The organism is Streptomyces sp. NPDC101110, from assembly GCF_044759525.1.
Classification (GTDB): Bacteria; Actinomycetota; Actinomycetes; order Streptomycetales; family Streptomycetaceae; genus Streptomyces.
In genome coordinates, this window is record NZ_JBIVZM010000006.1 from 195,487 (window position 1) to 219,107 (window position 23,621).

Below are 23,621 nucleotides of genomic sequence, written 5' to 3' on the forward strand. Positions count from 1 at the left end.
GAGTGCGCCGTTGTCAATGCCGCGAGGGGGTGATCGGTCCGCGCAGCGCGACGGCGCGCCGGGGCCGGTCGGTGACGAGCACGTCGACGCGCGGGTGGGTGAGGAAGGACCGCATGAGGGTGTCGTCGTTGACGGTCCAGACCATGGTGAACAGGCCCTGCCGGGTCGCCTCGCGCAGCACGTTGGTCCTGGCCAGCCGCTGGTGCACGGCGACGCCGTGCGCCCCGCAGGCCCGGATGCGACGGGCCGGGAACAGCTCGCTCAGCCGGGTCCCCGGCAGCCGGGCCAGGGCGAGTTCCCTGCGGTCGCGTCCGAGGGACAGGGCTGTGCGCACCTCGGGGAAGCCCCGGGTGACGGCCGCGACGGAGCAGTCCTCCAGCGTCGTCACGACCAGACCGTCCGCGCCCAGCAGGGCGACGGCCCGGTCGATCACCTCCCGCTCGTAACCGGTCTCCTTGAGGTCGAGGTGGGCCACGAGTTTCCCGGCGATCAGTGCCATGACGTCGTCCACCACGGGCACGGCGTATCCGGCCCGGTCGCACAGTTCGGCGTGTGTGAGCCGGGCCAGCGGCGGTCCGGCGGGGCCGACCCGGGGATCGTGGTAGACGACGAGGACCCCGTCCCCGGTGCGGCGGATGTCGAACTCGACGTACTCCGCGCCGGACTCGATCGCGTCCTCGTAGGCCTCCCAGGTGGCGGGGCCGGCTCGTTCGGAGCCGCCCCGGTGGGCGGAGACGGCGGGGCGGGGCGTCATGGTCGTCGGTTCCCGGAGGGCGAGCGGGGCGGGGGTACGGGCGCGAAGTCGTCGGCGGGTGCGGGCAGCAGGGAGCCGGAGCGGGTGCGGACCCGTCTGAGCAGGACGTATCCGACCACGACGAGGACGACGAAGGGAAGCCAGGCCAGGGCGTAGGCCGTGCCGTAGGCGCGCAGGTCGAGGATCGAGCGGTGCTCGTCGACGTTCGTGCCGTTCACGCCGAAGAAGGCCAGCAGCAGGGTCGGCGGCAGAGCGATCAGGGTGGCGGCGGCGACGAGGCCGGAGACGGTGCGGTCGCGGCGGTCGTCGCGCTCGGCGAGTTCGGCGTCCAGGGCGGCGGAGCGGGCACTGATCACCGAGGTGAGCCGCTCGACCATGCGGGCCGAGTTGTCCAGGCTGTCGCGGATACCGAGGGCGCCGCCCAGCGAGGACTGGAAGGCCTCGATGACCATCTCGGGGATCAGCAGGCTGTCGACGTAGGCCTCCACCCCGAAGGCCAGGTCCAGCTGGAGTTCGTTGACACCGGCGGACAGCCGGGAGATCAGGGAGCGGATCTCGGTGGGCGAGTCGGTCAGGACCTGCTCGTTGGCCTTCATCATGGCGAAGGCCGCGAGCCGGGTCCGCTGAAGCACCGCCAGGGCGGAGATCATGCCGACGGCGACGAGGACCAGGCCGTTCTCCACGTGCGGGGCCCAGCCGGCCTGGACGGAGACGCCCCGGCCGAGGGCGGACAGGGTGAGGCCGTGGTTCCTGAGGTGGGTCGCGAGGCTCGTGTCGTAGGGCGCGGCGGGGTTCCACGGCATGCGGCCGCGGTAGACGATCTCGTTCAGCAGGATCGCCCTGCGGGCTTCGTCGGCGTTGAGCAGTTCCCGCTGTAACCGGCCGCCGGGGAAGACGAGTTGGTGCACGTTCTGGCCGAGGACGAGCGGCCGGCCGCCGAGCTGCGGGGCCAGGCTCTGCAGGAGCGGACGGTCGTCGAGTTCGATCCGCTCCCGGTCGAAGCAGGTGGCGGCCAGCCAGACGGCGAGGTCGCCGGCGGTGGTCTCGCCCGCGAAGGCGCAGTCCACGACGAGGGTGGCGTCGCCGCGCGGGGTGGTGACGACGAGGATGCGCAAGGACGCGAGGCCGAGGCCCTGGTCGCCGTGCGGCAGCCGCAGCCGCCGGGGCGCGACCTGTTCGTCGAGGACCGGGACGGGCAGCACCTCCTGGCTGGTCATGAGGTGGGAGGCGAAGCGGCCGTAGTCGTAGCGGTCGACGAGGGCGCCGAGGGCGGTGTTCCGGGGGCGGAGCCGTCCGGAGAGGCTGAACAGCAACAGGACGCGGGTCCGGTCCCGGGTGGCGGAGTCGAGCACCGTCGCGTTCGTGGACGTTCCCGGCAGCATCCCGTTCCTTCCGGCCCGGCGTTCGAGGCGTCTGGTTCATACCCCTGCCGGTGGTGGCGAACCGACGAGGGCGCGCGGGCCGGCCCCGGTGGGCCGGCCCGCGCGACGGGTGGTGCGTCGGGTCAGGCGAGCTTGGCGGTCAGCGTGATGGGCGTGGCCTTGAGGGCCTGGCTGACCGGGCAGCCGACCTTGGCCTCGTCGGCGGCGGCCTGGAAGGCCGCCTCGTCGATGCCGGGGACGGTGCCCTCGACGGTGAGGTGGATGCCGGTGATGCCCTCGCCGGGCTGGAAGGAGACGTCGGCCGAGGTGATCAGCTTGGTGGGCGGCGTCCCGGCCTTGTTCAGGATGTTGGAGAAGGCCATGGAGAAGCAGCTGGAGTGGGCGGCCGCGATCAGCTCCTCGGGGCTGGTCTTGCCGTTCGCCTCCTGGGCGCGCGAGGCCCACGTGACCGGCTGCTCGCCGATGGCGCCGGAGGAGTCGAAGGTGACGACACCGTTGCCCTCGAGCAGGTTGCCTTCCCAGACCGTGTGTGCGGAGCGCGTGGTAGCCACGAGTTCTTCCTTTCGCGTGCGGACTCGCGTGCGGGCCCGTCTCCGGGCCCCGTGTCCCCCATCCGATCACACTACGGCTCAACTCACGCGGAAGACCTGCCCTCTGGGACGGCGTGCGTACGGCTCGGTGGGCGGGGGGTGCCGGATGACGGACGGTGTGCGTACGGCTCCGTGGGCGGGGCGCTGCCGGGTGTCAGGCGGCGTGCTCCTCCTCGGTGGCCGGCAGCGGAACCTGCGGTCCGTTCGCTTCGCGCAGCCAGCGCCTCAGGACCCGGTGCACGTGCTCGGCGCCGACGAGTTCCTCGCCCTCGCCGACCGGTGCGGAGACGCCGAGCGGGGACAGCAGGAAGGGTCTGCCCTGAGCACCGCCGAGGCCGCCGTGGGAGCCGATCTGCTCCTCGAAGGCGAGGACTTCGCCGTCGGCCGGGTCGTGGAAGGAGTTGACCATGATGTCGGCGGTGTGCGGGAAGGAGTGCGTCCGGCGTATGGCGTCGGCGGCACCCGGGCCGAAGGGGGCGAGCGGGCCGGGGTTGTCGTCGAGGTCGGCCAGCGGGATCTCGGCGCCGTACGCGCCGAGGACGACACCGCCGTGCGCGTCGCTGCGGACCAGCAGGAAGCCGACCCCGGGGTGGTTGGCGAGGGTCGGCAGCAGCGCGGGGTGACGGGCGTCGATCTCCTCCTTGCTCATCCGGTGCGGGACGTCCGGGAAGGACACCAGGCCGAGGTTTCCGGAGGCCAGCACGATCGGCTCGGAGCCGCGCGCGGGGCGGTGCTGCTCGCCGGCCTCCGCGACGGGGAAGCGCAGCGCGGCGCGCACGGCGGCGCGCGCCTCGGCGCCGCTGCGGGTGCGCTCCGCCTTGCGCGGCACGGGCATGCCGCAGCCGGCCCGCACCAGGTCGCCGAGCGTGAGGCCGTAGCGGGAGCGGAAGGTCTCGCCGGGGCTCTGGCCGTGGTCGGACAGCACGACGATCCGGTACGGGCGCGGGGCGTGCTCGGCGACGTTCTCGATGAGGGCGAGCGAGCGGTCGAGGCGCTGGAGGACCTTCTGCGCGTCGCGGCCGGCCGGTCCGGAGTGGTGGGCGACCTCGTCGTAGGCCACCAGGTCGGCGAAGACGGCCGTGCGGCCGACGAGCATGTCGCCCGTGACGGCGGCGACGACGACGTCACGCTCGACGACCGTCGCGAAGGCCCGGACGAGGGGGTAGAGGCCGCCGCGGGAGACGCGCGGGCGCTGTTTGCGCAGGCGCGCCCGGGCGGACTGGCCGATCTCGCGGCCGACCTCGGCGATGAAGGAGAGGGCCGTGCGCACGGCGTTGGCCGGGTCGGAGAAGTAGGCGAAGTAGCCCGCGCGGGAGCGGTTCTCGCGGCTGCGTCTGCGGGCCGCGATGGACAGCACGAGGGCCTGCTGTTCGGCGCCGCCGCTGAACAGGTTGCCGCGGCTCGCGCCGTCGACGGCGAGCAGCCCGCCGTGCCCCGCCTGCTCGACGGCGCGGCGCTGCAGTGCGGCGGCGCTGGTCGGGCGGTTGCAGACGACCACCTCGCGGGTGTCCTTCTCGTACCAGCGGAAGGCGGGGACGTCGTGGTTGCTGCCGTGCAGGATGCCGAGCTGGCTGGCGCCGGTCTGGCTTGACCAGTCGGTGCGCCAGGGGGTGAGCCGGTGCGTGGGGCGGCCGCCGTCGCCGATGTCGAGCCAGCGGGCGACGGTGGGCATCAGGCCCTTGTCGACCGCGTCGAGCAGGGTGTCGTGGCCGACGCCGTCGAGCTGCACGAAGACCGTGCCGGGGCCGGCGGGTGAGGGCGGTGCCGAGCGGCGGCGGCGGTCGGAGAGGCGGTACAGCCTGCGGCGGTAGGCGTCGTCGTCGCGCACGGCCAGGGCCGCGCCGGTCGCGGATGCCACGGCGGACATCACGGCGGCGACCACGACGGCGGTCTCCGGTGCGGCGGCGCCGCGCTCGGCGGGGTTGAGGTGCAGGGCGAGCAGCAGCAGGGCGCCGTTGAGGAAGAACACCAGCAGCCCCAGCACCAGCGCGGGCACGAGGAGCAGCAGCCGCACGAGCAGCGGCCACACCAGGGCCGACAGCAGACCGAAGGCGCCGGCCCCGAAGGCCGCCGTGACGGCTATGTCCGTCGCACTGTCGCCGTTCTCCGAGCGGAGCCGGAAGTCCGGGAGGATCCCGGCGAGCACGAGCATGGTGACGGTGGAGACCGCCCACACGGCGACGCTCCGCCCCACCTGACTGGCGACCCGCCGCCACCGCACGCCCCGCACGCCCCGCCACCTCACGTCCCTGGCCCGCGGAAGCCGCGGGTCCTCCCCCACAGTGTCTCAACGCCCGGTCGCGCCGTTTCGTCCCCGGGCCGCACACCGGTGAGGGGACGGCGTCAGCGCCCGTCGTAGCCGGCCGTCGGCATCGACAGCCGCCGGTGCACGCACGCCTTCATCGCCGCGTCGTACGCAGGCTCCGCATGCCCCGCCGTCTCCACGCGTACACCGCGCCGGGCGCATTCCGCGGTGAACTCCTCGACGGAGGCGAGCGCGCTCTCCAGGACCCGCAGGCTGGGCGCGACGAACAGGTCGAGGCCGGGCCGGACTCCGTCCCACAGGGCACCGTGGTCGGGTCGCAGCCCCCGGACCAGTAACTCCCGGCTGACCACGTAGCCCCGCTCGGCGGCCCAGCGGGCGCACATCGCGTGCTGACTGCGGGAGTCGACGAGGAACGGGTCGTCGTCCAGTTCCTCCAGCGGCGTCAGACTCGCGATCGCCGTGACCCGCACCGGCACCATGGCGTCCCCCCTCACCTCCGGTTTCGCCGCCGACCCTACTCCTGCACGTAGGCTTCGGGGGAGTCGCGCGAAGGAGGCAAAGAAGTGCCGGTGGAGATCACCTGGTGGGGTCACGCCACTTGCACCGTGGAGGACTCGAACGTACGCGTGCTCACGGATCCCCTGTTCGCACGCCGGCTCGCACACCTGCGCCGCCGGCGTGGGGCCCTGCCGCCTCCGGGCGCCCCGCGCGCGCATGTGGCGCTGGTGTCGCATCTGCACGCCGACCATCTGCACGTGCCGTCGCTGATGCGGCTCGCCGAGGGCACGCGCCTGCTCGTGCCCCGGGGCGCGCGCCGGGCGGTGCCGGGCCTGCGCCGGCTCACGCACCTGCGGGTGAGCGAGATGGCTCCCGGGGACGAGGTCCCGGTCGGCGACGTCGTCGTACGGGCCGTGCCCGCGCGGCACGACGGGCGGCGGCTGCCGTTCGGGCCGCACCGCTCCCCCGCGCTCGGCTATGTCATATCCGGCGAGGCCCGGACGTACTTCGCCGGGGACACGGGCCTGTTCGACGACATGGCCGAGCAGGTCGGTCCGGTCGAGGTGGCGTTGCTGCCGGTGGGCGGCTGGGGGCCGTACCTGGGCGAGGGGCACCTGGACGCGGGCAGGGCGGCACAGGCGCTGGCACGGCTGGCACCGCGCAGCGCGGTGCCGGTGCACTACGGCACGTACTGGCCGATCGGCATGGACGCCGTGCGCCCCCACGAGTTCCACGCGCCGGGGGACGAGTTCGTCCGGCTGGCGGCCCGGCACGCGCCGGCGGTGTCGGTGCACCGGCTCGGGCACGGGGAGAGTGTGCGCCTGGAGACCGCGCGGTGAGCGATTCCGCGCCCTTGGCGCTCGCTCCCCTGATCGCGGCATCGGCCGTCACACCGGCGTCCGTGGTTCCGGCGTCCACGCAGCAGGCGATCGGCTATCCGACGTTGTTCCTGCTGGTGCTGGCCGGGGCACTGATACCGGTGATTCCGACGGGTGCGCTGGTGAGCTCGGCGGCGGTGGTGGCGATGCACCGGACGGCGCCGTTCTCGCTGGCGATGGTATTCCTGACGGCTTCGCTGGCGGCGTTCCTGGGGGATGCGGCGCTGTACTGGCTGGGGCGGCGGGGGCTGAAGTCGAAGAACGGGTCGCGGTGGCTGACGGCGATCCGGTCGCGGGCACCGGAGGACCGGCTGGAGCAGGCACAGGAGAAGCTCGCCGGGCACGGCGTCGCCGTGCTGGTGCTGTCCCGGCTGGTGCCGGCCGGGCGGATTCCGGTCATGCTGGCGTGTCTGCTGGCCGAGTGGCCGATGCGGAGGTTCGCCCGGGGGAATTTTCCGGCGTGTCTGGCGTGGGCCGTGACGTATCAGCTGATCGGCGTTCTCGGGGGGTCGCTGTTCGATGAGCCCTGGGAGGGAGTGGTGGCGGCCATCGGGCTGACGTTGCTGATCAGTGCGGTGCCGGCTGTGGTGCGGCGGGTGCGGTAGCACCGGCGGGGTCGTGGTTGTTCTCGGGGCGCGGGTGGTGCGTCGTGGTTCTTCGCGTGGTTCCCCGCGCTCCTCGGATGCCTAGAGCACCTTTGACGCGCCGACCGGCATGTCCCAGAGGTCTTCCCGGGGCAGCCCCGCCTTCTCCCAGGCCGCGCGCACGCGCGTGAGGGGTTCCAGGACCGGCTCGGCCGAGAGGACGAACGTGGCCCAGTGCATGGGGGCCATCCTGGTCGCGCCCAGGTCCCGCGCCGCGCGGACGGCTTCCTCCGGGTCGCAGTGCACGTCACGGAGCCACCAGCGGGGGTCGTAGGCGCCGATGGGCAGCAGGGCCAGGTCGATGCCGGGGTAGCGGCGGCCGATGCGGGAGAACCAGTGGCCGTAGCCCGTGTCCCCCGCGAAGTAGACGCGCCGGCCGTCCCGGTCGGTGAGGACCCAGCCGCCCCACAGACTGTGGCAGGTGTCGGTGAGGGTGCGCTTGGACCAGTGGTGGGAGGGGACGAAGTCGAAGCGCACGCCGTCCAGTTCGGCCGCCTCCCACCAGTCGAGCTCGGTCACGCGTGTGAACCTGCGGCGGTGGAACCAGCGGGCGAGCCCGGCCGGGACGAACACCGGTGTGTCGCGCGGGAGTCGGCGCAGCGTGGGGGCGTCCAGGTGGTCGTAGTGGTTGTGGCTGATGACGACGGCGTCGACGCGCGGCAGGTCTTCCCAGGGGACGCCGACGGGGGTGATGCGGGCGGGGGTGCCGAGGATGCGGCGGGACCACACCGGGTCGGTGAGGACCGTCAGTCCGCCGATTTGGAGCACCCAACTGGCGTGCCCCGCCCAGGTGACGGCGACGGTGCGGGCGTCGACGTGGGGCAGCGGGGCCGGGGCGTAGGGCAGCCGGGGGATGTCGGCAAGACCCTGCGGGCCGGGTCTGACCGCGCCTTCGCGGGCGAAGCGGGCCATGGCCTTCAGGCCGGGGAGCGGTGCCGTCAGCCGGTCGTGGAAGGTGCGCGGCCACACCCGCCGCTCGGCCAGGGGGCGGGGTTCGGCCAGGGGCGGATACGGGGGTGCGACGGGTGACGGGAGCGGGGGCCCGTCGGCTGCCCGGGCGGTCGCGCCGGTGGTCGACTCGGACTGCTGCGTCATCGAGGAGGCTCCCATCGCCGTGCGTCGTCGCGGAGATCGTCGAAGACCGACTTCAGCCGCATCAACGCGTGGTGCACGTGCGGCAGTTCCAACGGTGCGGGTGAGGTGAGGCATTCCGCGCGTTCGGTGTCGGAGCCGGCCACCAGCGCGCCGGTGGAGAGCCGCACGCGCGGGGCTTCGAGGTCGTCGCCGAAGCGGTGCCCGCCCGGGGCGGGCATGCCGAGGCGTGCGGTGAGGAAGTCCTCCAGTTCCTGGGCGTCACCCACGCCGTGCGAGGTCAGCGCGGGGCGCAGCGGCGCCAGGTCCACGTACAGATGACGGCCGGACTGCGGGGGCCGGGCGAGGGCGCCCGCGGCGACGACAGCGGAATGTGCCTCGGTGGCCAGGAGCGCGTGCAGGCGCACGGCGGCCGCCAAGCGCGCGGTGACGGGCTCGGGCTCCCCCAGGGCGTACCCGGCCGCCGCGGCGACGGGCGCGGCGACCCGGGCGTCGAGTGCGGTGAGGATGTCGAGGACGCGCGCGTGCAGACCGTCGCCGTCCTCCCCGGCGGGGAAGCGGGCCACGGCGGCCGGCCAGCCGGGCGGGAGCAGGGCCCCTGCCAGGTCGGTGACGACGGTGACCCGGTCGGGCACCATCTCGGCGGGGCTGAGCAGCACCGTCTCGTGCGGGTCGTGCAGGGTGTCGCGCCAGGTCTCGTCGCTGACCAGGTGCAGGCCGGCCCCCTGGGCGGCTTCGACGGTCTCGTGAAGCAGTTCCGGAGGGGCGACGGTCGCGGTGGGGTCGTCTGCGACGGACAGCACCAGCAGCCGCGGGTCGCCGCCCTCGTCGCGCACCCGGCCCACGGTCTCCAGCAGGGCGTAGGGGTCGGGCACACCGCCGCTCTCCGGCGGGGTCGGCACGTGGAAGGCGGGGCGGCCCAGCAGCCGTGCGTACGGTGCCCACCAGGCGGCGCAGGGTCTCGGCACGAGGACGTCCCCGTCGAGGGCCGCGGTGAGGGCGAGCAGCAGGGCGGGCGAGCCGGGGGCGGCGGCCACCCGGTCGGAGTCGCAGTGCAGTCCGCGCCGGTCCCAGTAGCCGCAAGCGGCCTCGCGCAGTGCCCGGCCGCCGCCGACCGGCTCATGGCCGCCACGGGACGCCGCGGCGGCCAGCACCGCGGACAGTTCCGGCAGGACGGGCAGCCCGTCGCCGGGGAGCGGCGGCCCGAACCGGACGGGGCCGTGACCTTCCGGGGCCGTGCGCCGCATCCGTACCTCCGCAGTGCCAGTGCCTGGTGCCGCCCTGTCGTGCCGCCCCGGTACGCGCGCCGCCCGTGGTCCGCGGTCCGTTCGGGGCGGCGCGTGCCCTCGGCCACTGAGTACCCAGGGCGCCGCCGCCCCATGGGCGCCCGGCGGGTTGTGACGGTCACAGCATGAGCGGGCCCTGCCGGGGAAGCGTGGCCTTCCGTGGCGGTGGACCGGGCCATCCCGGGGTTGGTGGACCGGGCCATCCCGGGGGATGGGGCCCGACCCTCCGGGGGGTGTGGCCGGTCCTCCGGGGCGGTGGACCGGAGCATGCCGCTGGACTGAGGCCTGGCCGAGGGGGCGGTGGACCGGGCCCGGTGGTCAGCGGTGGGGGTCGCTCCGCCGGTTGCGCAGCCGGTGCACGGCGGCTCCGAACGCGCCGGCGATCATCACCCCGCCCGCGACGAGGGCCGGTACGGAGTCGGTGAAGGCTCCACCGTCACCGGCCCGCACTCCACGTTGCACCGGTGCCTCGCCGCACTCGGTGTGCCACGTCTCGCGGTGGTGCGAGGTCTCGGGACAGGGTGTGCGGGTGGGTGGGTGCGTGGGCTTGTGCGACGGCTTGTCGGGACCGGAGCCGTGGGTCACGGTGAACGTCGCGCTCCACTCCTTGCCCTCGCCGCCGGGGGCGGCCGGGCAGACGCCGTCGACGGTCCACGCCGAGTCCTCCCCCGTGGCGTCCGGGTCACCCTCGAAGTTCTCCGCGGGGGCGATGAGGGCCGTGCCCCGGTAGGCCGGGCCGGAGACCTCGTCGTCGTTGCCGGTGACCCGTTGCAGGGGGACCGTGCCCTCGTCGAAGGCCTGCGAGGTGGCGTCGATGCTGTCGGGCGGCGGTCCCCCGGTCGGGTCGCAGCTGACCGAGACGGTGAGTGTGTCCCCGGGCCGGACGGTGGCGGGACTGACCTCGGCGGCCGGTTCGGAGAACTCGGCCGGCGCGAATCCCACCAGGGCCGAGCCGGCCAGGACGGTGACGGACAGGGCGTACAGGCTGCGGCGCATCGAGGGGACTCCTTCGGTGGTCATACCCCTCTGCCATGACAGCCAGGCCGCCATGGCGTCGCGCGCGGCGCGGCCCCATTGGCGGGACAGTGCCACTCAACCGAGTGAATCGGGGCGCACCGGGAGCGCGGGGACCGAGCGCCCGGGGCGCGGGGACCGGCGCGACAGGCGCGACAGGCGCGACAGGCGCGACAAGCCACACGAGGCCGTCATCCGTACGGCCGCGTCAACACCGCGGCTCAGGCGACGTCCCGCATCACCTGCTCCCGCACCTGCCCGCAGCACCGGCTGATCAGCCGGGAGACGTGCATCTGCGAGATCCCCAGTTCCTCGGCGATCCGGCTCTGCGTCATGTCCCCGAAGAACCGCATGTAGAGAATGGCCCGTTCCCGCTCGGGCAGGGCGGCCAGCCGGGCCTTCACGGACTCGCGGTCGACGACCATGTCCAGGGCCGGGTCGGTGGATCCGAGCGCGTCGTTCAGGGAGTACCCGTCCTCGCTGCCGGGCAGCTCCGCGTCCAGGGACAGCGCGGTGAAGCTCTCCAGCGCCTCCAGGCCGGCCCGGACGTCCTCCTCGCTCATTTTCGCGTGCTCGGCGAGTTCGGCCACGGTGGGCTGCCGGCCGGAGACGTTCTGGGACAGCTCCTGGCCGGCGACGCGGACGCGGTTGCGCAGGTCCTGGACGCGGCGGGGTACGTGCAGGGTCCACATGTGGTCCCGGAAGTGCCGCTTGATCTCACCGGTGACGGTCGGCACGGCGTAGCTCTCGAAGGCGTGGCCGCGCTCGGGGTCGTACCGGCTGACGGCCTTGACGAGGCCGAGGGCGGCGACCTGGCGCAGGTCCTCGAAGCTCTCGCCGCGGCTGCGGAAGCGCCCGGCGAGGCGGTCCGCCATGGGCAGCCAGGCCTCGACGATCTCGTCGCGGAGCGCGTCGCGCTCCGGGCCGGCGGGCATCGAGGTGAGCCTGCGGAAGGCCTCGGCGGTGTCGGGGGCGTCGTCGTGGGGGTGCTGCTTCGCGCTGATTCGGGTCGGCATGATGCGTCGCAATTCCCTTGGGAGTGCTCGGGGCTGGACGGTCACCGTGGAAGCGCATCCGCTGTGGGACAGGGGCCTCGGTGGCGGCGCGCGACGCCGCTTCCACGGGCGTGCCTCCTGTCCGAAGCACTGAGGGGCGCCTGCCCCCGGCCCTCACCCGCAAACCCGGGGAGGAACTCCGTCCTGCGCGACGAACTGCCGTGCGGCAGCGGCTCGATCGGCCTGCCGGACCGCACGCGCGGGAGTCCTCAGGGCGCAGGGGCGGGAGTCCCTGCCGGAGCGGGCGAGGAGGCGGCCACCGTGCCCGCGGACGGTGCGGCGGCCGGCTGACTCCGGTCGGCGTCCTCGTGTGGCAGCAGCAGGTCTTCGTAGCGGCCCAGCACCAGCACCACTCCGAGCATGAGCAGCGGTATGAGCACAGCGAGCAACGCCATGACGTGTCCTTCCCCAGAGAGGTGTGGGGGGGTGTGATCCGGGTCTCCCGCAGGACATGGCGCAAACCAGTGCGTGCGGTGGGGATCGGGCTGACGCAACCCGTGTCGCCCCGCGGTGTTCGGGTACGCGGTGCGGGCCCCCGAACGTCTGGAGGGAGACATGCAGCGAGGAAGCGACCGGCTGAGCGTCCACCGGGACGACGAGATGAAGCACGAACTGCAGGGGCTGCTCAGGTCCGGGCACCCCACCCGCAGTGAGGAGTGGCACGACCCGGAGCCGGCCGCCGAGGACGACCCCGCGGTCGCCCACGGGCCGGTGACGCCGAGCCGTGCGCCGACGTCACTGGAGTCGGTCCGGCTGGAACTGGCCCGGATCCTGGGCCGCAAGGCGTTCCCGGCGAGTCCGCGGGAACTGACCCGCGAGCTGCGTGGGCACCAGGCGCCCGACGTTCTCGTCGAGGCAATGGAGGGCCTGCCGCGCCAGGAGCGCTACAGCAATGTCCAAGAGCTGGCCCAGGCCCTGATCCGGGCTCGCGAGACCGGGCCGGAGGAGTACGCGTAGGGACCGCGGCGGGGGCGCCGCGCGATGCCGTGGCGCCCCCGCCGGCCTGGAAACGGAGGGGAGGGCCGAGTGTTGGCCGAGTTCGTCAAGGACGTGATGACGGCGGGTGTGGTCGCCGTGCGCCCGGATGCCTCACTCGTCGAGGCGGCGCAGCTCATGCGTTCGCAGAACATCGGCGACGTGGTGGTGGCCGAGGGCCAGGACGTGATGGGTGTACTCACCGACCGTGACATCGCCGTACGGGCCGTCGCGGACGGCGCCGACCCGATGACGGTCAGCGTCCGGACCGTGTGCACGAGTGATCCGGTGACGGTGACGCCCGACGACCGGGTGGCGACCGCGGTGACGCTGATGCGCGAGCACGCGGTCCGACGGCTGCCGGTGGTGGAGAACGGGCTGCCCGTCGGGATCGTCAGCCTGGGTGATGTGGCCGAGGCCGAGGATCCCGCGTCGGCGCTCGCGGACATCAGCAGGGCCGAGCCGGACACCCGGGGGGACGCATGAGCACGGACCGGGCCCGGCAGATCAGCGCCTCCGGCGTCACCGTCGACGTCGGTGACGCCACGACCCGGTATCTGCTCTACGGACTGCTGCCCGGCTGGTTCGTGCCGGGTGTGGCCGACTGGGTGATGCACCGGCGGACCCGCATCGAGGACACCGCGGGCACCAAGGAGTCCCTGATCCACTCGCTGATGATGGCCGAGGTGGGCCTCCCGATCGCGCTGACGCTGCGCTACGAGGTCAATCCGCTGTTGCTGAGCGTGCAGCTGGGCGGGGCCGCGGTGCACGAGGCGACGGCGCTGTGGGACGTCCGTACGGCCGTCGACAGCGAGCGCGAGGTCAAGCCGGTCGAGCAGCACATCCACAGCTTCCTGGAGTCCCTGCCGTTCGGGGCGCTGGCCGCCCTGATGTGTCTGCATGCCGATCAGGTCAAGTCGCTGCTGCGCGGCGGCAGGGGCGATCCCGACGCATGGCGGCTGGTGCCCCGCAGGCGGCCGCTGTCGCGCGGCTACCTGGCCGGCATCGCGGCTGCCATCGGCACGTGCGTACTGCTGCCGTACGGCGAGGAACTGCTGCGCTGCGTGCGGGCGGGCCGCAGGCGCAGGAAGAACACGCGGAACGAGACCCACGAGGACCACGCCGCCCACGGCGGCAACGAAGACCGCGAGAACCACGAGAACCCCGCACATCACGAGGACCACGAGAACGGCACGTGGGGCGACGCGGCGCATCAAGGCGCCGCTCGCTCCGGGAAAGGACGTTGAACATCATGCGCATCGCGTTTCTGGTCGCACCCGAGGGCGTCGAGCAGATCGAACTGACCGATCCGTGGCAGGCGGCGAAGGACGCCGGTCACGAGCCCGTGCTGTTGTCGACGCAGCAGGGCGAGATCCAGGCCTTCAACCACCTCGACAAGGCGGACACCTTCCCGGTGGACGAGGTCGTGGGCGACACCGCACCGGACTCCTTCGGTGCGCTCGTGCTGCCGGGCGGCGTCGCCAACCCGGACTTCCTGCGGATGGACGACAAGGCCGTCGCCTTCGTCCGGGACTTCTTCGAGCACGGCCGGCCCGTGGCGGCGATCTGCCACGCACCGTGGACGCTGGTCGAGGCGGACGTCGTACGCGGCCGGGTCCTCACCTCGTGGCCGAGCCTGCGGACGGACATCCGCAACGCGGGCGGCACCTGGGTCGACCAGCAGGTGCAGGTCTGTGACCACGGGGCGAACAAGCTGGTCACCAGCCGCAAGCCGGACGATCTGAAGGCGTTCTGCGAGACCTTCCTGGAGGTGTTCGCGCAGGAAAACGCCTGACCGGATCCCGGCAGGCTCCTGCCGCGCCTTCGGGCGTGGGAGGGCCGGTGTTCCCTTCGAGGGGCTCAGGTGCCGGGGGTGGTGGGGGTCGCCGACTCCCCGCTCCCCCGCTCCCGGGCCCCTTCCCGTGTGCGGCCCGCGGCGACCGGGCGGCGGGGGTTGCGGCGCAGGTACTCGCCCTCGAGCTGCGCCATGCGCTCGTTGTGGGCGCGCAGCGCGTCGTTCGAGCCGTAGAGCAGTGTGTCGTGGCGCGTGCGGTGGATGGTCTCGAGCTCTTTCATGAGCTGCTGGTCGTCCAGCCGGTCAGGGTCCACTCCGGTCATTGTGTCGCCCCGTTCGTCGTGTTCGTTCATGCGGCCCGGGTACCCGCCCCCGGAGCAACTGAGCACTACCCCCGAGCGGCATCCGGGAGGAACCATGGATCTCGCCTTTCTGCACCCACTGTACGAACACCCCGGGCCTTGGGCCTCCGTGTACGTCGACACCTCACGGCACACGGAGGGCACTCCGCACGAGCGGGAGCTGACGGCCCAGGCGATGGCCAGGTCACTGGCCGATCAGGGGGCGGACGAGGCGACGTGCCAGGCCGTGCGGAGCGCGATCGAGGATCTGCGGCACTCCTCCGAACCGCACGGCCGGGCCCTGTTCGCGCGGGCCGGCGAGGTCGTCCTGGACCCGCCGCTGGTCCGTCCCCCGCAGGGCGGTGACTGGGCCGAATGGGCGCCGCTGCCGCGGGTCGCGCCGCTGCTGGAGCTGGCCGGGGAGGACCCGGTGTGCGTGGTGGCGTACGTCGACCGCAAGGGGGCGGACTTCGAGCTGCGCAGCGCGCTGGGCCGTCAGGAAGCCGGGAGCGTCACCGGGCGGCAGTGGCCGGTGCACCGCACGAGCTCCGTGGACTGGTCCGAGCGGCATTTCCAGCTGAGGGTGGAGAACACCTGGGAGCACAACGCGGCGGAGATCGCCGACGCGCTCGCCGTGTGCCAGGAGGAGACCAAGGCCGACCTGCTGATCCTCGTCGGCGACGACCGGGAGCGGCGGTCCGTGCACGAGCGTCTGCCCAAGCGGCTGCACGACCTGGTGGTGGAGGCACCGCACGGCACCGGCAGTCGGCTGCTCGACGATGACGTGGAGCGGGCGAGGGCCGAGCACGTGGGGCGGCAGGCGGAGGCGGAACTGGAGCGGTTCCGCGCCGCCCGGAACCCCGACGACGAGGGCCGGACCGCGGCCGTCGAGGGCGTGCCCGCCCTGGTCGACGCGGCGCGCGAGCACCGCATCGACGAGCTGCTGATCAGGGTGGACGGGCCCGACGCACACCGTGAGGTGTGGATCGGGGAGGACCCCGACCAGCTCGCGGTGCGCCGTACGGACCTGAAAATCCTGGGCGAGCAGCACTCCTGGCCTGCCCGGGCCGACGACGCGCTGATCCGCTCCGCGGTGGCCACGGATGCGCCCGCGCTGGCGGTTTCCCAGGAGGAGGTGCCGGTGGGCGGCCTGGGCGCACTGCTGCGCTGGAAGTGAGCGGGGTTTCCGTGCGCCCGGCCTCCGTGGTGGCGTCTCGCATGCCGCGTGTGCGGGTACGTCGCGGCCGGCCGCGCAGTTCCCCGCGCCCCTAGGACGCGGCGCGCCCCTAGCGGGCCCGTTCCACCCGTCGTTCGTCCCAGACCGGGTCCGGGGTCTCCCGGACCCGGCCGTCACTGCCGAAGACCAGGAAGCGGTCGAAGGAGCGGGCGAACCAGCGGTCGTGGGTGACCGCGAGGACCGTGCCGTCGAAGGCCTCCAGGCCCTCCTGGAGGGCCTCGGCGGACTCCAGGTCCAGGTTGTCGGTCGGCTCGTCCAGCAGCAGCGCGGTCACGCCCTGCAGCTCCAGCAGGAGGATCTGGAAGCGGGCCTGCTGGCCTCCGGAGAGACGCTCGAACGTCTGCTCCGCCTGCTGGGTGAGCTCGTAGCGGCGCAGGCGGGACATCGCGGCACCGCGGTCCTGTGCGTGTTCCTTCCACAGGATGTCGAGGAGGGTACGGCCCTCCAGTTCCGGATGGGCGTGCGTCTGCGCGAAGTGGCCGGGCACGACCCGGGCGCCCAGTTTCCACTCCCCCGTGTGCGCGACGTCGTCGCCGGCGAGCAGGCGCAGGAAGTGCGACTTGCCGGAGCCGTTGGAGCCGAGGACGGCGACGCGTTCACCATAGAAGACCTCCAGGTCGAAGGGCTTCATCAGGCCGGTGAGCTCCAGGTTGGCGCAGGTGACCGCCCGGACGCCGGTGCGGCCGCCCTTGATGCGCATCGTGATGTCCTGCTCGCGCGGCGGCTCCGGGGGCGGGCCGGCCTCCTCGAACTTGCGCAGCCGGGTCTGCGCGGCCGCGTAGCGGGAGGCCATCTCATGGCTGACGGCGGCGGCCTGACGCAGGGTCAGCACCAGCTTCTTCAGCTGCGCGTGCTTCTCGTCCCAGCGCCTGCGCAGCTCCTCGAAGCGGGCGAAGCGCTCACGCCGGGCCTCGTGGAAGGTGGCGAAGCCGCCGCCGTGCACCCAGGCGTCGGCGCCGGCGGGCCCGGGTTCCAGGGAGACGATCTTCTCGGCGGCCCGGGCGAGGAGTTCGCGGTCGTGGGAGACGAACAGGACCGTCTTGCGGGTCTCCTTCAGCCGCTCCTCCAGCCACCGCTTGCCGGGGACGTCGAGGTAGTTGTCGGGCTCGTCGAGCAGCAGCACCTCGTCGGTGCCCCGCAGCAGCGCCTCGAGGACGAGCCGCTTCTGCTCGCCGCCGGAGAGGGTGCGGACCTCCCGGAACTGCGCCTTGTCGTACGGCACCCCGAGCGCGGCCGTGGTGCACATGTCCCACAGCGTCTCCGCCTCGTAGCCACGGGCCTCGGCCCAGTCGGCGAGCGCCTGCGCGTATTGCAGCTGGGCGGCCTCGTCGTCGACGGTCATGATGGCGTGCTCGGCCTTGTCGACGGCCCGGGCCGCCTCGCGGATGCGGGGCGCGGCGACGGACACGAGCAGGTCCCGCACGGTCGTCTCGTCGCGTACGGATCCCACGAACTGCCGCATGACCCCGAGCCCGCCCCCGACGACGACGGACCCGCCGTGCGGTTTGAGCTCGCCGGCGAGCATCCGGAGCAGGGTGGTCTTGCCGGCGCCGTTGGGTCCCACGAGGGCCACGACGGCCCCCTCCCCCACCCGGAACGAGACATCACCCAGCAGCGCCCTTCCGTCGGGCAGGTAGTACTCCAGGTGTGCGGCTTCGAGGTGTCCCATGGGCGCGATTCTGTGGGGGCCCGGCGGCCCGGGGCAAACGGGTTTCGGCGGCGGGGCGCACGCAGGGCACGCCCATCCGCAACTGACACATCGTCAGTCCATATGGCAGGATCCAGGTCTCAATATGTGGCGGACAGGCATACGGTGATCTCCTGCCGACCCGACCGGAAGGGGTGGGATCCGCCATGCCGGAACCCCGCGAGACCGCCGTCTACACCCATGGGCACCACGAGTCCGTGCTCCGCTCGCACACCTGGCGGACCGCGGCCAACTCGGCCGCGTACCTGGTGCCTTCGCTCAAGCCCCACATGAAGATCCTGGATATCGGCTGCGGGCCGGGCACGATCACCGCCGACCTGGCGGCGCTCGTGCCCGACGGGCGGGTCACCGGAGTCGACCGCGCGCCGGAGATCCTGGAGCAGGCGCGCGCCACGGCGGCCGGCCGGGGACTGACCAACGTCGACTTCGCGGTCGCCGACGTGCACGGCCTGGACTACCCGGACGCCACCTTCTGCGTGGTCCACGCCCACCAGGTGCTCCAGCACGTGGGCGATCCGGTGCAGGCACTGCGCGAGATGAAGCGGGTCGTCAGGCCCGGGGGAATCGTCGCCGTACGGGACGCGGACTACGCGGCCATGACCTGGTATCCGGAGGTCCGGGGGCTGGACGCCTGGCTGGACCTCTACCGCCGGGTCGCCCGGGCCAACGGCGGCGAACCGGACGCCGGACGCCGGCTGAAGGCCTGGGCGCAGCGGGCCGGCTTCACGGACATCACGGCGACCTCAGGGACCTGGACCTTCGCCACGCCCGAGGAGCGGGCCTGGTGGAGCGGGCTGTGGGCGGACCGCACGCTGGCGTCGGCGTACGCGGACAGGGCCCGGCTGGGCGGGCACGCCGGCGAGCGGGAACTGCGGGCGGTGGCCGAGGCCTGGAGGGAGTGGGGCGCGCGGGAGGAGGGCTGGTTCAGCGTGCTGCACGGAGAAATTCTCGGCCGCAAGGAAGCCTGAAACACCGTTTCGGGGACACCCTGAAAGCAGGAGGTTCGAATTATGGTTCCCATCCTGCTGGTGCTGCTTCTGGCTCTTGTTCTGTTCGGCGCCGGATTTGCAGTGAAGATTCTCTGGTGGATCGCGCTCGCGGTTCTCGTCCTGTGGCTGCTGGGATTCTTCGTCCGTGGTACGTCCGCAGCCGGCGGAAGGGGCCGCTGGTACAGGTGGTGAAGGAACACGCCTCTCCCCGGGCCTTCGTCAGGGCCCGGGGAGACGCGTGAGCGTCAGTCCCGCGGAAGCAGCGGTCCCAGCGGCCCGAGGTCCAGGTTGAGGTCCTCGGGCCGCAGCCCGTAGCGGTCGCGCAGTTCCGTCATCCGCTCGTCGAGCAGCATGAGCGTGAGTCCGATCCGCTCCTCCTGCTCCTCGCTCAGGTCACCCACGTCGAACCGGCGCAGCGCCTGGCGCTCCATGAGCTGGCGCAGCAGCTCCACCACCGTGAGCACGAGCTTGACCAGGTCGCGCTCGACGGTGTCGGGCTCCAGGTCCATCCGCTTGGAGCCCGGCCGGGAGTTGTCGTGGGCGGTCACAGCAGCTCCTCGAACGGTGAGGGCACCTGGGCGTTCACCGAGCTGATGAGCGCGTTGAGGTCGATACGGACCAGGTCGACGTCGGCGATGCGCAGGGTGATGTCCCCCGTGATCACCACCCCGCCGGCGAGCAGCCGGTCGAGCAGGTCCACGAGGGCGATCTCACGGCGTTCCACTACGGTCACGGATTCTCCCCCTTGTTCATGTGGCCTCCCCGGCGAAGGAATAGGCCGCCCAGGGGCCGGTGAGTTCGATGCGCATTCCGGGGACCTCACCCTTGGTGCGGTCCACCAGTTCCACGAATTCCTCAGAATTCACACGCGGCACGAGATAGGCGGCGTTCAACACGTTCCGCCCGGCCGCTTTGGAAAGCGCGGGATTCTGCGGGGGATGCATGCGGGAATCCTCCGCGAATGCGGAGAGTTTTTCGTGCAGGCTGGTCGAGAAAGCTTCGGCTTTCTGCCACATTTCTTCGTGGGACCTGGTCTGCATACGCCGTTGCCTCAGGTAGTCCCGGCCCGACGCGGGCTTCTGCGCGGGCCGGGGACTCTCCTGGGGTTCGGACTCGGCGTAGACCTTGACGCCCCACTCCACCCGGCCTTCCAGCCGGTCGAGAGTGCGGTGGAAGTCCTCCTCCCGGGCCTCGATCATCATCCGCACACCGCTGTCGTCGTGGAAGACGGTGCCGAGCCGCAGCGGCAGCGGGGTGGTGACGGTGGTGAGCGCGTCGATGACACCCTGGTGGGCGCGGGCGGTCTCGGTGAGCCAGTCCAGGTCCTCCAGATGGCGCCGGAGCGGCTCCTCGGCGAAGTCCCGCTCCGGCACGTGGCTCACCACGGCCACCAGGCCGTGGTGAGTCAGTGCTCTGGGCGGATCACCCGCGACCCCCGTCAGCTGGGCCTGGAGCGGTGTGCCGAAGGGGCGGCAGACGGCGTAGACGTACCGCAGTCCGGTCACTGTGCCTCCCTCTTCTCCGCGCGGCCGGGCTCCAGTTCCTCGAGCCGGGCCAGCCTCTCGCGCAACTCGGCGTTCTCACGGGTCAGTTCGTCCCGGCGGGCCCGTGAGCTCAGGGCCGGGTCGGTCTCCCACCAGTCGATGCCCATCTCCTTCGCCTTGTCGACCGAGGCGACGATCAACCGCAGTTTGATCGTGAGGAGTTCTATGTCGAGCAGATTGATCCGGATGTCGCCCGCAATGACGATGCCCTTGTCCAGCACCCTTTCGAGGATGTCGGCGAGGTTGGCGCTGCTTCCCTGACCGTAGGGCTCGGGCATCCTGCTGGGCGTCGTCATCGCCGGCTCCCCGCCTCGACTTCCTCGTCCTCGTCTTCGTCCTCGTACTCGTCGTCCTCGTACTCCGCTTCAGGCTCCTGATCGTCCTCGGGCTCCTCCTCGTCTTCGTACTCGTCCTCGGCGTCCTCGCCCTCGGGGCGCTCCTCGTCGTACTCGTCCTCGTACTCGCCCTCGGGCTCTTCCTCGTCCTCCTCCGGCTCTTCGTCGTCCTCGTACTCGTCCTCGGCGTCCTCGTCGTCGGGGCGCTCCTCCTCGGAGCTCTCCTCGGACTCCTCCTCGGCGAGTGCGTCCTCGTGGCTGCGGACGACCTCGCCGTCGCGGATCTCGCCGCGCCAGCCGTCCTCCGCCTCGCCCTTGATGGTGATGAAGCGGACGAAGTTCTTCAGGTCGAGCCGGGCCCGGCGGCCCTGGGCACGCCAGATGTTGCCGGTCTTCTCGAAAAATCCGGAGGGGTAGTACTCGATGACGAGCAGGACCCGAGTGAGGTTGTCGGTGAGCCGGTGGAAGGAGACGACGCCCTTCGTGGTTCCCTTGGCCCCCTCGGAGGTCCAGGCGATGCGATCGTCGGGGATCTGCTCGGTCGTCTTCGCCTTCCAGCTGCGGTTGGACCACCAGATCTTCGCCTGCCAGTCGGAGTGGGTGTCGTCGTCGCGGCTCGCGCTCTTGACGCCCTTCGCGAAGGTGCTGAAGTCCTGGTACTTGGTCCACTGGTCGTACGCCGTGCGCAACGGCACACCGACGTCGATGTGCTCGATGATGACGGTGGGCTTGTTGCCCGAACGGCCCTTGCCCTTCTTGCCCTTGCCGCCGCCCAGGCTCTTGAAGGCGCCGGTGACCTTGTCCTTCAGGCGCGAGCCGCCCAGCTCGACCGCCGAGCGCAGCGGGCCCTTGCCCTCGGCTATCTTGCGACCGCCGTCGAGGGCGAGTTTGGCGAAGCCGGGGCTGTTGCCCTCGGCGATGTCGTTCAGCTTGCCGGTGGTTTCGCCGAGCTTGCGGCCGACTCCGGTCAGCATGCGGGTGGCCTGGGCGGCGAGGTACTCCTGCAACTCGGCCTTGAGCCGGTCTGCGGCCTCGCTGTGGGCCAGGTCGGTGAGCGGGTTCTTCGCCGCTCCGTTGGCGGCGGACTTCGCCGAGCCGAGTGCCTCGCTCATCCCTCACCGCCTCCCTTCGGCAGCCGGGAGCGGGCGCTGCCGCCCCTGCTCCTGGAGGTCGCCTTCTTGGCGGCCGTGGTCTTCTTCGCCGCCGTCTTCTTCGCGGGAGCCTTCTTGGCGGCGGCCTTCTTGGCAGGGGCCTTCTTGGCCGCCTTCTTCGCCGTCTTCTTCGCGGACGGCCTCTTGGCCGGGGCCTTCTTCGCCTCCGGCTCCTCTTCCTCGTCCTGCTGCGGCCCGGAGTCCTCGGACTCGTCGTCCCGGGGCTCTTCGTCCTCCGGTTCCTCGTCCTCGTACTCGTCGTCCGCCTCGTCGTCCTCCCGGCCGCCGGGCACCGCGCCCGTCAGCTGGTCGCGCATCTGGGCGGTGCGGCCGTGCAGCCGGTCGGACAGGGCGTCGAGCTGCCGCTCGACCATGGCCCCGGAGGCCGCCTTGCCCACGCCGCGCAGGTCCTCGCGCAACTGGTCCCCGATCTCCTTGAACTGCGGGTTGTTCCGCAGTTGCTGCTGGAGAAGCTCCGCGACCATGCGCGGACTCAGATTCAGCTTCTTCCCGGCGACCAGGCCTCCGACAGCGACCGCCATCTTGAGCTTTTTGGTGCGTCCCAGGAGATATCCGGCCCCCACCGCGAGGCCCAGTCCCATTCGGTTCATTGTGTCGTCCCGTTGCCTGTTCCCGCGCTCCTGCGCGAAGCGATCTCCAGCCGGTCGAGGAGTTCGTCCTCGATGCGGTCGAACTCCTCTTCCGTGATCTCTCCGGCCTCCAGCTGTTCTTCCAGCCGGCCCAGTTCGGCCCGTACCGTGGCGGGGTCGTAGTAGATCCGCTCGGCTTCCTGGACGACCTGCTTGATGGCCCAGGCGCTGCCGCGTGCCGGTGCGAACGGCAGCAGCAGCACCTCAGAGATCAGGCCCACGTCGTCACCCCACTCCGGCGTCCGTGCCGCTCACCGCGGTGCCCGCGGGCTCGGCCGGGCCGGGCTCGACGAAGCTGTACGGCGGCAGCGGTCCGTTGACCCGCACCTCCAGGTGCGGCATGTCCTTGCGGAGCTGCTCGACCGTGGCCAGGAACGTGTCGGCCGACTCCCGGTCCACCAGGAACGACACGTTCGCCAGCCAGCCGGTCGACTCGGGGCCCACGCTCACGTCGTCGGCGGCCGTCTCCAGCGCACGCTGCACCGCGGCGCCGTCGTCGGCCTCCCTGGCCTTGACCGCGGCCGCGACCAGCTCGCCGAGCCGGATCTTGTCGTCGTAACTACCGCCGCCGGCCTGCCGGTTGGCCTCCGCGAGCCCGCGGATGTCCGGGCTCTCGGCCATCACCTGGTGCAGTACGGCCTCTTCGACGTGGTTGGCCTTGACGTTGTACTCGACCCGGTTGTCCAGGGCCGCGAGCCGCTCCTTGTAGTGCTCGGCGCGCTCGGCGAGCACCGCCGTGATGGAGTTGTCGTCCGGGGCGACACTGCCGAACCGCATGGGCAGCACGCACCCGGCCGCACCGGCCTCGCTGAGGACGTTCTGGTGGGCGAGCAGGTCCTTGCGCTTGGGCCGCAGCCCCTCGGGCGCCTCACTGACGATGGCCGCAAGGTCACCCTCCCGCAGGATGCGCACCTCGCGGGGCGGGTCGCCGACGCCGCCCATGCCCTCCGGCAGAGACGGGTGGGAGCTCGCCGCGATGCCGTAGACGTAGGTGCTCACTCCTGCTCCTCCTTACGGCGGGACGTGCTCTTGCGGGCCCGCGGGCGCGACTCGGTCTCGCCCTCGCTGCGCGCCTGCTTGAAGGCGTCGGAGATGGTCTCGGCGGCGCCGGACAACGCCCCCTTGGACTTGCCGCGGGCACCGGACTCGGTGATCTCTCCGACCAGGTCGGGCAGGCCCGGGTCCTTGCGCGGCCCGGCCTCCAGGTCGAGCCGGTTGCACGCCTCGGCGAAGCGCAGATACGTGTCCACGCTGGCGACGACGACGCGAACGTCGATCTTGAGTATCTCGATGCCGACCAGGGACACTCGGACGAATGCGTCGATCACGAGCCCCCTGTCAAGGACAAGTTCGAGCACGTCGTAGAGACCGCTGCTGCCGCCTCCGCCGCCGGTCTGCTGTGCCGGTACGACAGTCATGCCGGATGTTCCTCCTCGT

29 protein-coding genes and 1 pseudogene are annotated in these 23,621 nt (G+C 72.2%); 9 read left to right on the forward strand and 21 right to left on the reverse strand.

What is annotated here, in order from left to right; translation table 11 throughout:
- Positions 1-13: 13 nt before the first annotated feature.
- The 5 genes from ACIQU3_RS16100 to ACIQU3_RS16120 all read right to left on the reverse strand — a co-directional run bounded on the left by ACIQU3_RS16100 (position 14) and on the right by ACIQU3_RS16120 (position 5,471).
- On the reverse strand, positions 14-754 hold the full coding sequence (locus ACIQU3_RS16100; RefSeq protein ID WP_403733787.1) for a glycerophosphodiester phosphodiesterase family protein: 741 nt from the start codon (positions 752-754) through the stop codon (positions 14-16).
- The gene (locus tag ACIQU3_RS16105) at positions 751-2,136 is read right to left on the reverse strand and encodes a hypothetical protein (RefSeq protein WP_403733784.1); all 1,386 of its coding nucleotides are present in this window, start codon (positions 2,134-2,136) and stop codon (positions 751-753) included. The genes ACIQU3_RS16100 and ACIQU3_RS16105 overlap by 4 nt, the downstream gene beginning before the upstream one ends.
- Positions 2,137-2,258: 122 nt before the next feature.
- Entirely contained in the window at positions 2,259-2,687 is a 429-nt protein-coding gene (locus ACIQU3_RS16110; protein ID WP_062930137.1) for an OsmC family peroxiredoxin, read from the reverse strand.
- 193 nt (positions 2,688-2,880) lie between these two features.
- Positions 2,881-4,956: a phage holin family protein gene (locus tag ACIQU3_RS16115; RefSeq protein WP_403733780.1), complete on the reverse strand. Its 2,076-nt coding sequence runs from the start codon at positions 4,954-4,956 to the stop codon at positions 2,881-2,883.
- 113 nt (positions 4,957-5,069) lie between these two features.
- Complete coding sequence (locus tag ACIQU3_RS16120; RefSeq protein WP_403733777.1) at positions 5,070-5,471, reverse strand: hypothetical protein; 402 nt, start codon at positions 5,469-5,471, stop codon at positions 5,070-5,072.
- A gap of 84 nt (positions 5,472-5,555) precedes the next feature.
- Between ACIQU3_RS16120 and ACIQU3_RS16125 the strand changes: the two genes are divergently transcribed.
- On the forward strand, positions 5,556-6,329 hold the full coding sequence (locus ACIQU3_RS16125; RefSeq protein WP_403733774.1) for an MBL fold metallo-hydrolase: 774 nt from the start codon (positions 5,556-5,558) through the stop codon (positions 6,327-6,329).
- Between the two features lie 32 nt (positions 6,330-6,361).
- Positions 6,362-6,973 (forward strand): DedA family protein, encoded by a 612-nt coding sequence (locus tag ACIQU3_RS16130; protein ID WP_403926153.1) that lies wholly within the window; start codon positions 6,362-6,364, stop codon positions 6,971-6,973.
- Positions 6,974-7,054: 81 nt separating this feature from the next.
- Here ACIQU3_RS16130 and ACIQU3_RS16135 read toward each other — a convergent pair whose 3' ends face one another.
- The 5 genes from ACIQU3_RS16135 to ACIQU3_RS16155 form a co-directional block, all read right to left on the reverse strand.
- Positions 7,055-8,107 (reverse strand): MBL fold metallo-hydrolase, encoded by a 1,053-nt coding sequence (locus tag ACIQU3_RS16135; RefSeq protein WP_403733769.1) that lies wholly within the window; start codon positions 8,105-8,107, stop codon positions 7,055-7,057.
- Positions 8,104-9,351, reverse strand: coding sequence for an aminotransferase class I/II-fold pyridoxal phosphate-dependent enzyme (locus ACIQU3_RS16140; protein ID WP_403925554.1), 1,248 nt, complete (start codon positions 9,349-9,351; stop codon positions 8,104-8,106). Before ACIQU3_RS16140 ends, ACIQU3_RS16135 begins: the two co-directional genes overlap by 4 nt.
- Positions 9,352-9,708: 357 nt before the next feature.
- Positions 9,709-10,386, reverse strand: coding sequence for a hypothetical protein (locus ACIQU3_RS16145; RefSeq protein WP_403925556.1), 678 nt, complete (start codon positions 10,384-10,386; stop codon positions 9,709-9,711).
- A gap of 239 nt (positions 10,387-10,625) precedes the next feature.
- The gene (locus tag ACIQU3_RS16150) at positions 10,626-11,420 is read right to left on the reverse strand and encodes an RNA polymerase sigma factor SigF (protein ID WP_403925558.1); all 795 of its coding nucleotides are present in this window, start codon (positions 11,418-11,420) and stop codon (positions 10,626-10,628) included.
- A 248-nt stretch (positions 11,421-11,668) separates the two neighbouring features.
- The gene (locus ACIQU3_RS16155) at positions 11,669-11,854 is read right to left on the reverse strand and encodes a hypothetical protein (protein WP_403733758.1); all 186 of its coding nucleotides are present in this window, start codon (positions 11,852-11,854) and stop codon (positions 11,669-11,671) included.
- Between the two features lie 160 nt (positions 11,855-12,014).
- Between ACIQU3_RS16155 and ACIQU3_RS16160 the strand changes: the two genes are divergently transcribed.
- From ACIQU3_RS16160 to ACIQU3_RS16175, 4 genes and pseudogenes are all read left to right on the forward strand, one after another.
- On the forward strand, positions 12,015-12,416 hold the full coding sequence (locus ACIQU3_RS16160) for a DUF2795 domain-containing protein (RefSeq protein WP_403925560.1): 402 nt from the start codon (positions 12,015-12,017) through the stop codon (positions 12,414-12,416).
- A 72-nt stretch (positions 12,417-12,488) separates the two neighbouring features.
- Positions 12,489-12,920, forward strand: a complete 432-nt coding sequence (locus ACIQU3_RS16165) for a CBS domain-containing protein (protein WP_403925563.1) — start codon at positions 12,489-12,491, stop codon at positions 12,918-12,920.
- Positions 12,917-13,537, forward strand: a pseudogene (locus tag ACIQU3_RS16170) (diguanylate cyclase); the annotation flags it as partial. The gene ACIQU3_RS16165 and the pseudogene ACIQU3_RS16170, both read left to right, overlap by 4 nt.
- Positions 13,538-13,686: 149 nt before the next feature.
- Positions 13,687-14,229, forward strand: a complete 543-nt coding sequence (locus tag ACIQU3_RS16175) for a type 1 glutamine amidotransferase domain-containing protein (RefSeq protein WP_403925566.1) — start codon at positions 13,687-13,689, stop codon at positions 14,227-14,229.
- A gap of 65 nt (positions 14,230-14,294) precedes the next feature.
- Here the strand turns inward: ACIQU3_RS16175 and ACIQU3_RS16180 are convergent, their stop codons facing one another.
- Complete coding sequence (locus ACIQU3_RS16180) at positions 14,295-14,582, reverse strand: DUF6158 family protein (protein ID WP_031118201.1); 288 nt, start codon at positions 14,580-14,582, stop codon at positions 14,295-14,297.
- Positions 14,583-14,646: 64 nt separating this feature from the next.
- Here ACIQU3_RS16180 and ACIQU3_RS16185 point away from each other — a divergent pair, with 64 nt between their 5' ends.
- Positions 14,647-15,747: a Vms1/Ankzf1 family peptidyl-tRNA hydrolase gene (locus tag ACIQU3_RS16185; protein ID WP_403925569.1), complete on the forward strand. Its 1,101-nt coding sequence runs from the start codon at positions 14,647-14,649 to the stop codon at positions 15,745-15,747.
- A gap of 109 nt (positions 15,748-15,856) precedes the next feature.
- On the opposite strand, the gene ACIQU3_RS16190 is transcribed toward ACIQU3_RS16185, so the two are convergent.
- The gene (locus tag ACIQU3_RS16190; protein ID WP_403733734.1) at positions 15,857-17,476 is read right to left on the reverse strand and encodes an ATP-binding cassette domain-containing protein; all 1,620 of its coding nucleotides are present in this window, start codon (positions 17,474-17,476) and stop codon (positions 15,857-15,859) included.
- 185 nt (positions 17,477-17,661) lie between these two features.
- Between ACIQU3_RS16190 and ACIQU3_RS16195 the strand changes: the two genes are divergently transcribed.
- Together ACIQU3_RS16195 and ACIQU3_RS16200 are read left to right on the forward strand one after the other, a co-directional pair.
- On the forward strand, positions 17,662-18,483 hold the full coding sequence (locus ACIQU3_RS16195; protein ID WP_403925572.1) for a methyltransferase domain-containing protein: 822 nt from the start codon (positions 17,662-17,664) through the stop codon (positions 18,481-18,483).
- Positions 18,484-18,525: 42 nt separating this feature from the next.
- The gene (locus ACIQU3_RS16200) at positions 18,526-18,696 is read left to right on the forward strand and encodes a hypothetical protein (protein WP_031136400.1); all 171 of its coding nucleotides are present in this window, start codon (positions 18,526-18,528) and stop codon (positions 18,694-18,696) included.
- Positions 18,697-18,749: 53 nt separating this feature from the next.
- Here ACIQU3_RS16200 and ACIQU3_RS16205 read toward each other — a convergent pair whose 3' ends face one another.
- The 9 genes from ACIQU3_RS16205 to ACIQU3_RS16245 are packed head-to-tail and all read right to left on the reverse strand — an operon-like array spanning position 18,750 to position 23,602.
- Complete coding sequence (locus ACIQU3_RS16205; protein ID WP_030843810.1) at positions 18,750-19,013, reverse strand: gas vesicle protein K; 264 nt, start codon at positions 19,011-19,013, stop codon at positions 18,750-18,752.
- 35 nt (positions 19,014-19,048) lie between these two features.
- Entirely contained in the window at positions 19,049-19,237 is a 189-nt protein-coding gene (locus tag ACIQU3_RS16210; RefSeq protein ID WP_103813386.1) for a gas vesicle protein, read from the reverse strand.
- A 16-nt stretch (positions 19,238-19,253) separates the two neighbouring features.
- Complete coding sequence (locus ACIQU3_RS16215; protein WP_403925575.1) at positions 19,254-20,009, reverse strand: GvpL/GvpF family gas vesicle protein; 756 nt, start codon at positions 20,007-20,009, stop codon at positions 19,254-19,256.
- Positions 20,006-20,344 (reverse strand): gas vesicle protein, encoded by a 339-nt coding sequence (locus ACIQU3_RS16220; RefSeq protein ID WP_403733721.1) that lies wholly within the window; start codon positions 20,342-20,344, stop codon positions 20,006-20,008. Before ACIQU3_RS16220 ends, ACIQU3_RS16215 begins: the two co-directional genes overlap by 4 nt.
- Positions 20,341-21,495: an SRPBCC family protein gene (locus ACIQU3_RS16225; RefSeq protein WP_403925578.1), complete on the reverse strand. Its 1,155-nt coding sequence runs from the start codon at positions 21,493-21,495 to the stop codon at positions 20,341-20,343. The genes ACIQU3_RS16220 and ACIQU3_RS16225 overlap by 4 nt, the downstream gene beginning before the upstream one ends.
- Positions 21,492-22,145, reverse strand: coding sequence for a DNA primase (locus ACIQU3_RS16230; RefSeq protein WP_403733715.1), 654 nt, complete (start codon positions 22,143-22,145; stop codon positions 21,492-21,494). The genes ACIQU3_RS16225 and ACIQU3_RS16230 overlap by 4 nt, the downstream gene beginning before the upstream one ends.
- Positions 22,142-22,405, reverse strand: coding sequence for a gas vesicle protein GvpG (locus ACIQU3_RS16235; protein WP_403733712.1), 264 nt, complete (start codon positions 22,403-22,405; stop codon positions 22,142-22,144). The genes ACIQU3_RS16230 and ACIQU3_RS16235 overlap by 4 nt, the downstream gene beginning before the upstream one ends.
- A 4-nt stretch (positions 22,406-22,409) precedes the next feature.
- A complete protein-coding gene (locus ACIQU3_RS16240; protein WP_403733709.1) occupies positions 22,410-23,183 on the reverse strand; it encodes a GvpL/GvpF family gas vesicle protein in 774 nt (257 codons plus the stop codon).
- Entirely contained in the window at positions 23,180-23,602 is a 423-nt protein-coding gene (locus ACIQU3_RS16245) for a gas vesicle structural protein GvpA (RefSeq protein WP_403733705.1), read from the reverse strand. The genes ACIQU3_RS16240 and ACIQU3_RS16245 overlap by 4 nt, the downstream gene beginning before the upstream one ends.
- Positions 23,603-23,621: the final 19 nt, after the last annotated feature.

What these genes read in the sequence shown, in the direction of transcription:
- ACIQU3_RS16100 (WP_403733787.1), bottom strand. Translation starts at nt 754, where the DNA reads ATGACGCCCCGCCCCGCCGTCTCCGCCCACCGGGGCGGCTCCGAACGA.
- ACIQU3_RS16105 (WP_403733784.1), bottom strand. Translation starts at nt 2,136, where the DNA reads ATGCTGCCGGGAACGTCCACGAACGCGACGGTGCTCGACTCCGCCACC.
- ACIQU3_RS16120 (WP_403733777.1), bottom strand. Translation starts at nt 5,471, where the DNA reads ATGGTGCCGGTGCGGGTCACGGCGATCGCGAGTCTGACGCCGCTGGAG.
- ACIQU3_RS16135 (WP_403733769.1), bottom strand. Translation starts at nt 8,107, where the DNA reads ATGACGCAGCAGTCCGAGTCGACCACCGGCGCGACCGCCCGGGCAGCC.
- ACIQU3_RS16140 (WP_403925554.1), bottom strand. Translation starts at nt 9,351, where the DNA reads ATGCGGCGCACGGCCCCGGAAGGTCACGGCCCCGTCCGGTTCGGGCCG.
- ACIQU3_RS16145 (WP_403925556.1), bottom strand. Translation starts at nt 10,386, where the DNA reads ATGCGCCGCAGCCTGTACGCCCTGTCCGTCACCGTCCTGGCCGGCTCG.
- ACIQU3_RS16150 (WP_403925558.1), bottom strand. Translation starts at nt 11,420, where the DNA reads ATGCCGACCCGAATCAGCGCGAAGCAGCACCCCCACGACGACGCCCCC.
- ACIQU3_RS16155 (WP_403733758.1), bottom strand. Translation starts at nt 11,854, where the DNA reads ATGGCGTTGCTCGCTGTGCTCATACCGCTGCTCATGCTCGGAGTGGTG.
- ACIQU3_RS16160 (WP_403925560.1), top strand. Translation starts at nt 12,015, where the DNA reads ATGCAGCGAGGAAGCGACCGGCTGAGCGTCCACCGGGACGACGAGATG.
- ACIQU3_RS16175 (WP_403925566.1), top strand. Translation starts at nt 13,687, where the DNA reads ATGCGCATCGCGTTTCTGGTCGCACCCGAGGGCGTCGAGCAGATCGAA.
- ACIQU3_RS16180 (WP_031118201.1), bottom strand. Translation starts at nt 14,582, where the DNA reads ATGAACGAACACGACGAACGGGGCGACACAATGACCGGAGTGGACCCT.
- ACIQU3_RS16185 (WP_403925569.1), top strand. Translation starts at nt 14,647, where the DNA reads ATGGATCTCGCCTTTCTGCACCCACTGTACGAACACCCCGGGCCTTGG.
- ACIQU3_RS16190 (WP_403733734.1), bottom strand. Translation starts at nt 17,476, where the DNA reads ATGGGACACCTCGAAGCCGCACACCTGGAGTACTACCTGCCCGACGGA.
- ACIQU3_RS16195 (WP_403925572.1), top strand. Translation starts at nt 17,662, where the DNA reads ATGCCGGAACCCCGCGAGACCGCCGTCTACACCCATGGGCACCACGAG.
- ACIQU3_RS16200 (WP_031136400.1), top strand. Translation starts at nt 18,526, where the DNA reads ATGGTTCCCATCCTGCTGGTGCTGCTTCTGGCTCTTGTTCTGTTCGGC.
- ACIQU3_RS16205 (WP_030843810.1), bottom strand. Translation starts at nt 19,013, where the DNA reads ATGGACCTGGAGCCCGACACCGTCGAGCGCGACCTGGTCAAGCTCGTG.
- ACIQU3_RS16220 (WP_403733721.1), bottom strand. Translation starts at nt 20,344, where the DNA reads ATGACGACGCCCAGCAGGATGCCCGAGCCCTACGGTCAGGGAAGCAGC.
- ACIQU3_RS16225 (WP_403925578.1), bottom strand. Translation starts at nt 21,495, where the DNA reads ATGAGCGAGGCACTCGGCTCGGCGAAGTCCGCCGCCAACGGAGCGGCG.
- ACIQU3_RS16230 (WP_403733715.1), bottom strand. Translation starts at nt 22,145, where the DNA reads ATGAACCGAATGGGACTGGGCCTCGCGGTGGGGGCCGGATATCTCCTG.
- ACIQU3_RS16245 (WP_403733705.1), bottom strand. Translation starts at nt 23,602, where the DNA reads ATGACTGTCGTACCGGCACAGCAGACCGGCGGCGGAGGCGGCAGCAGC.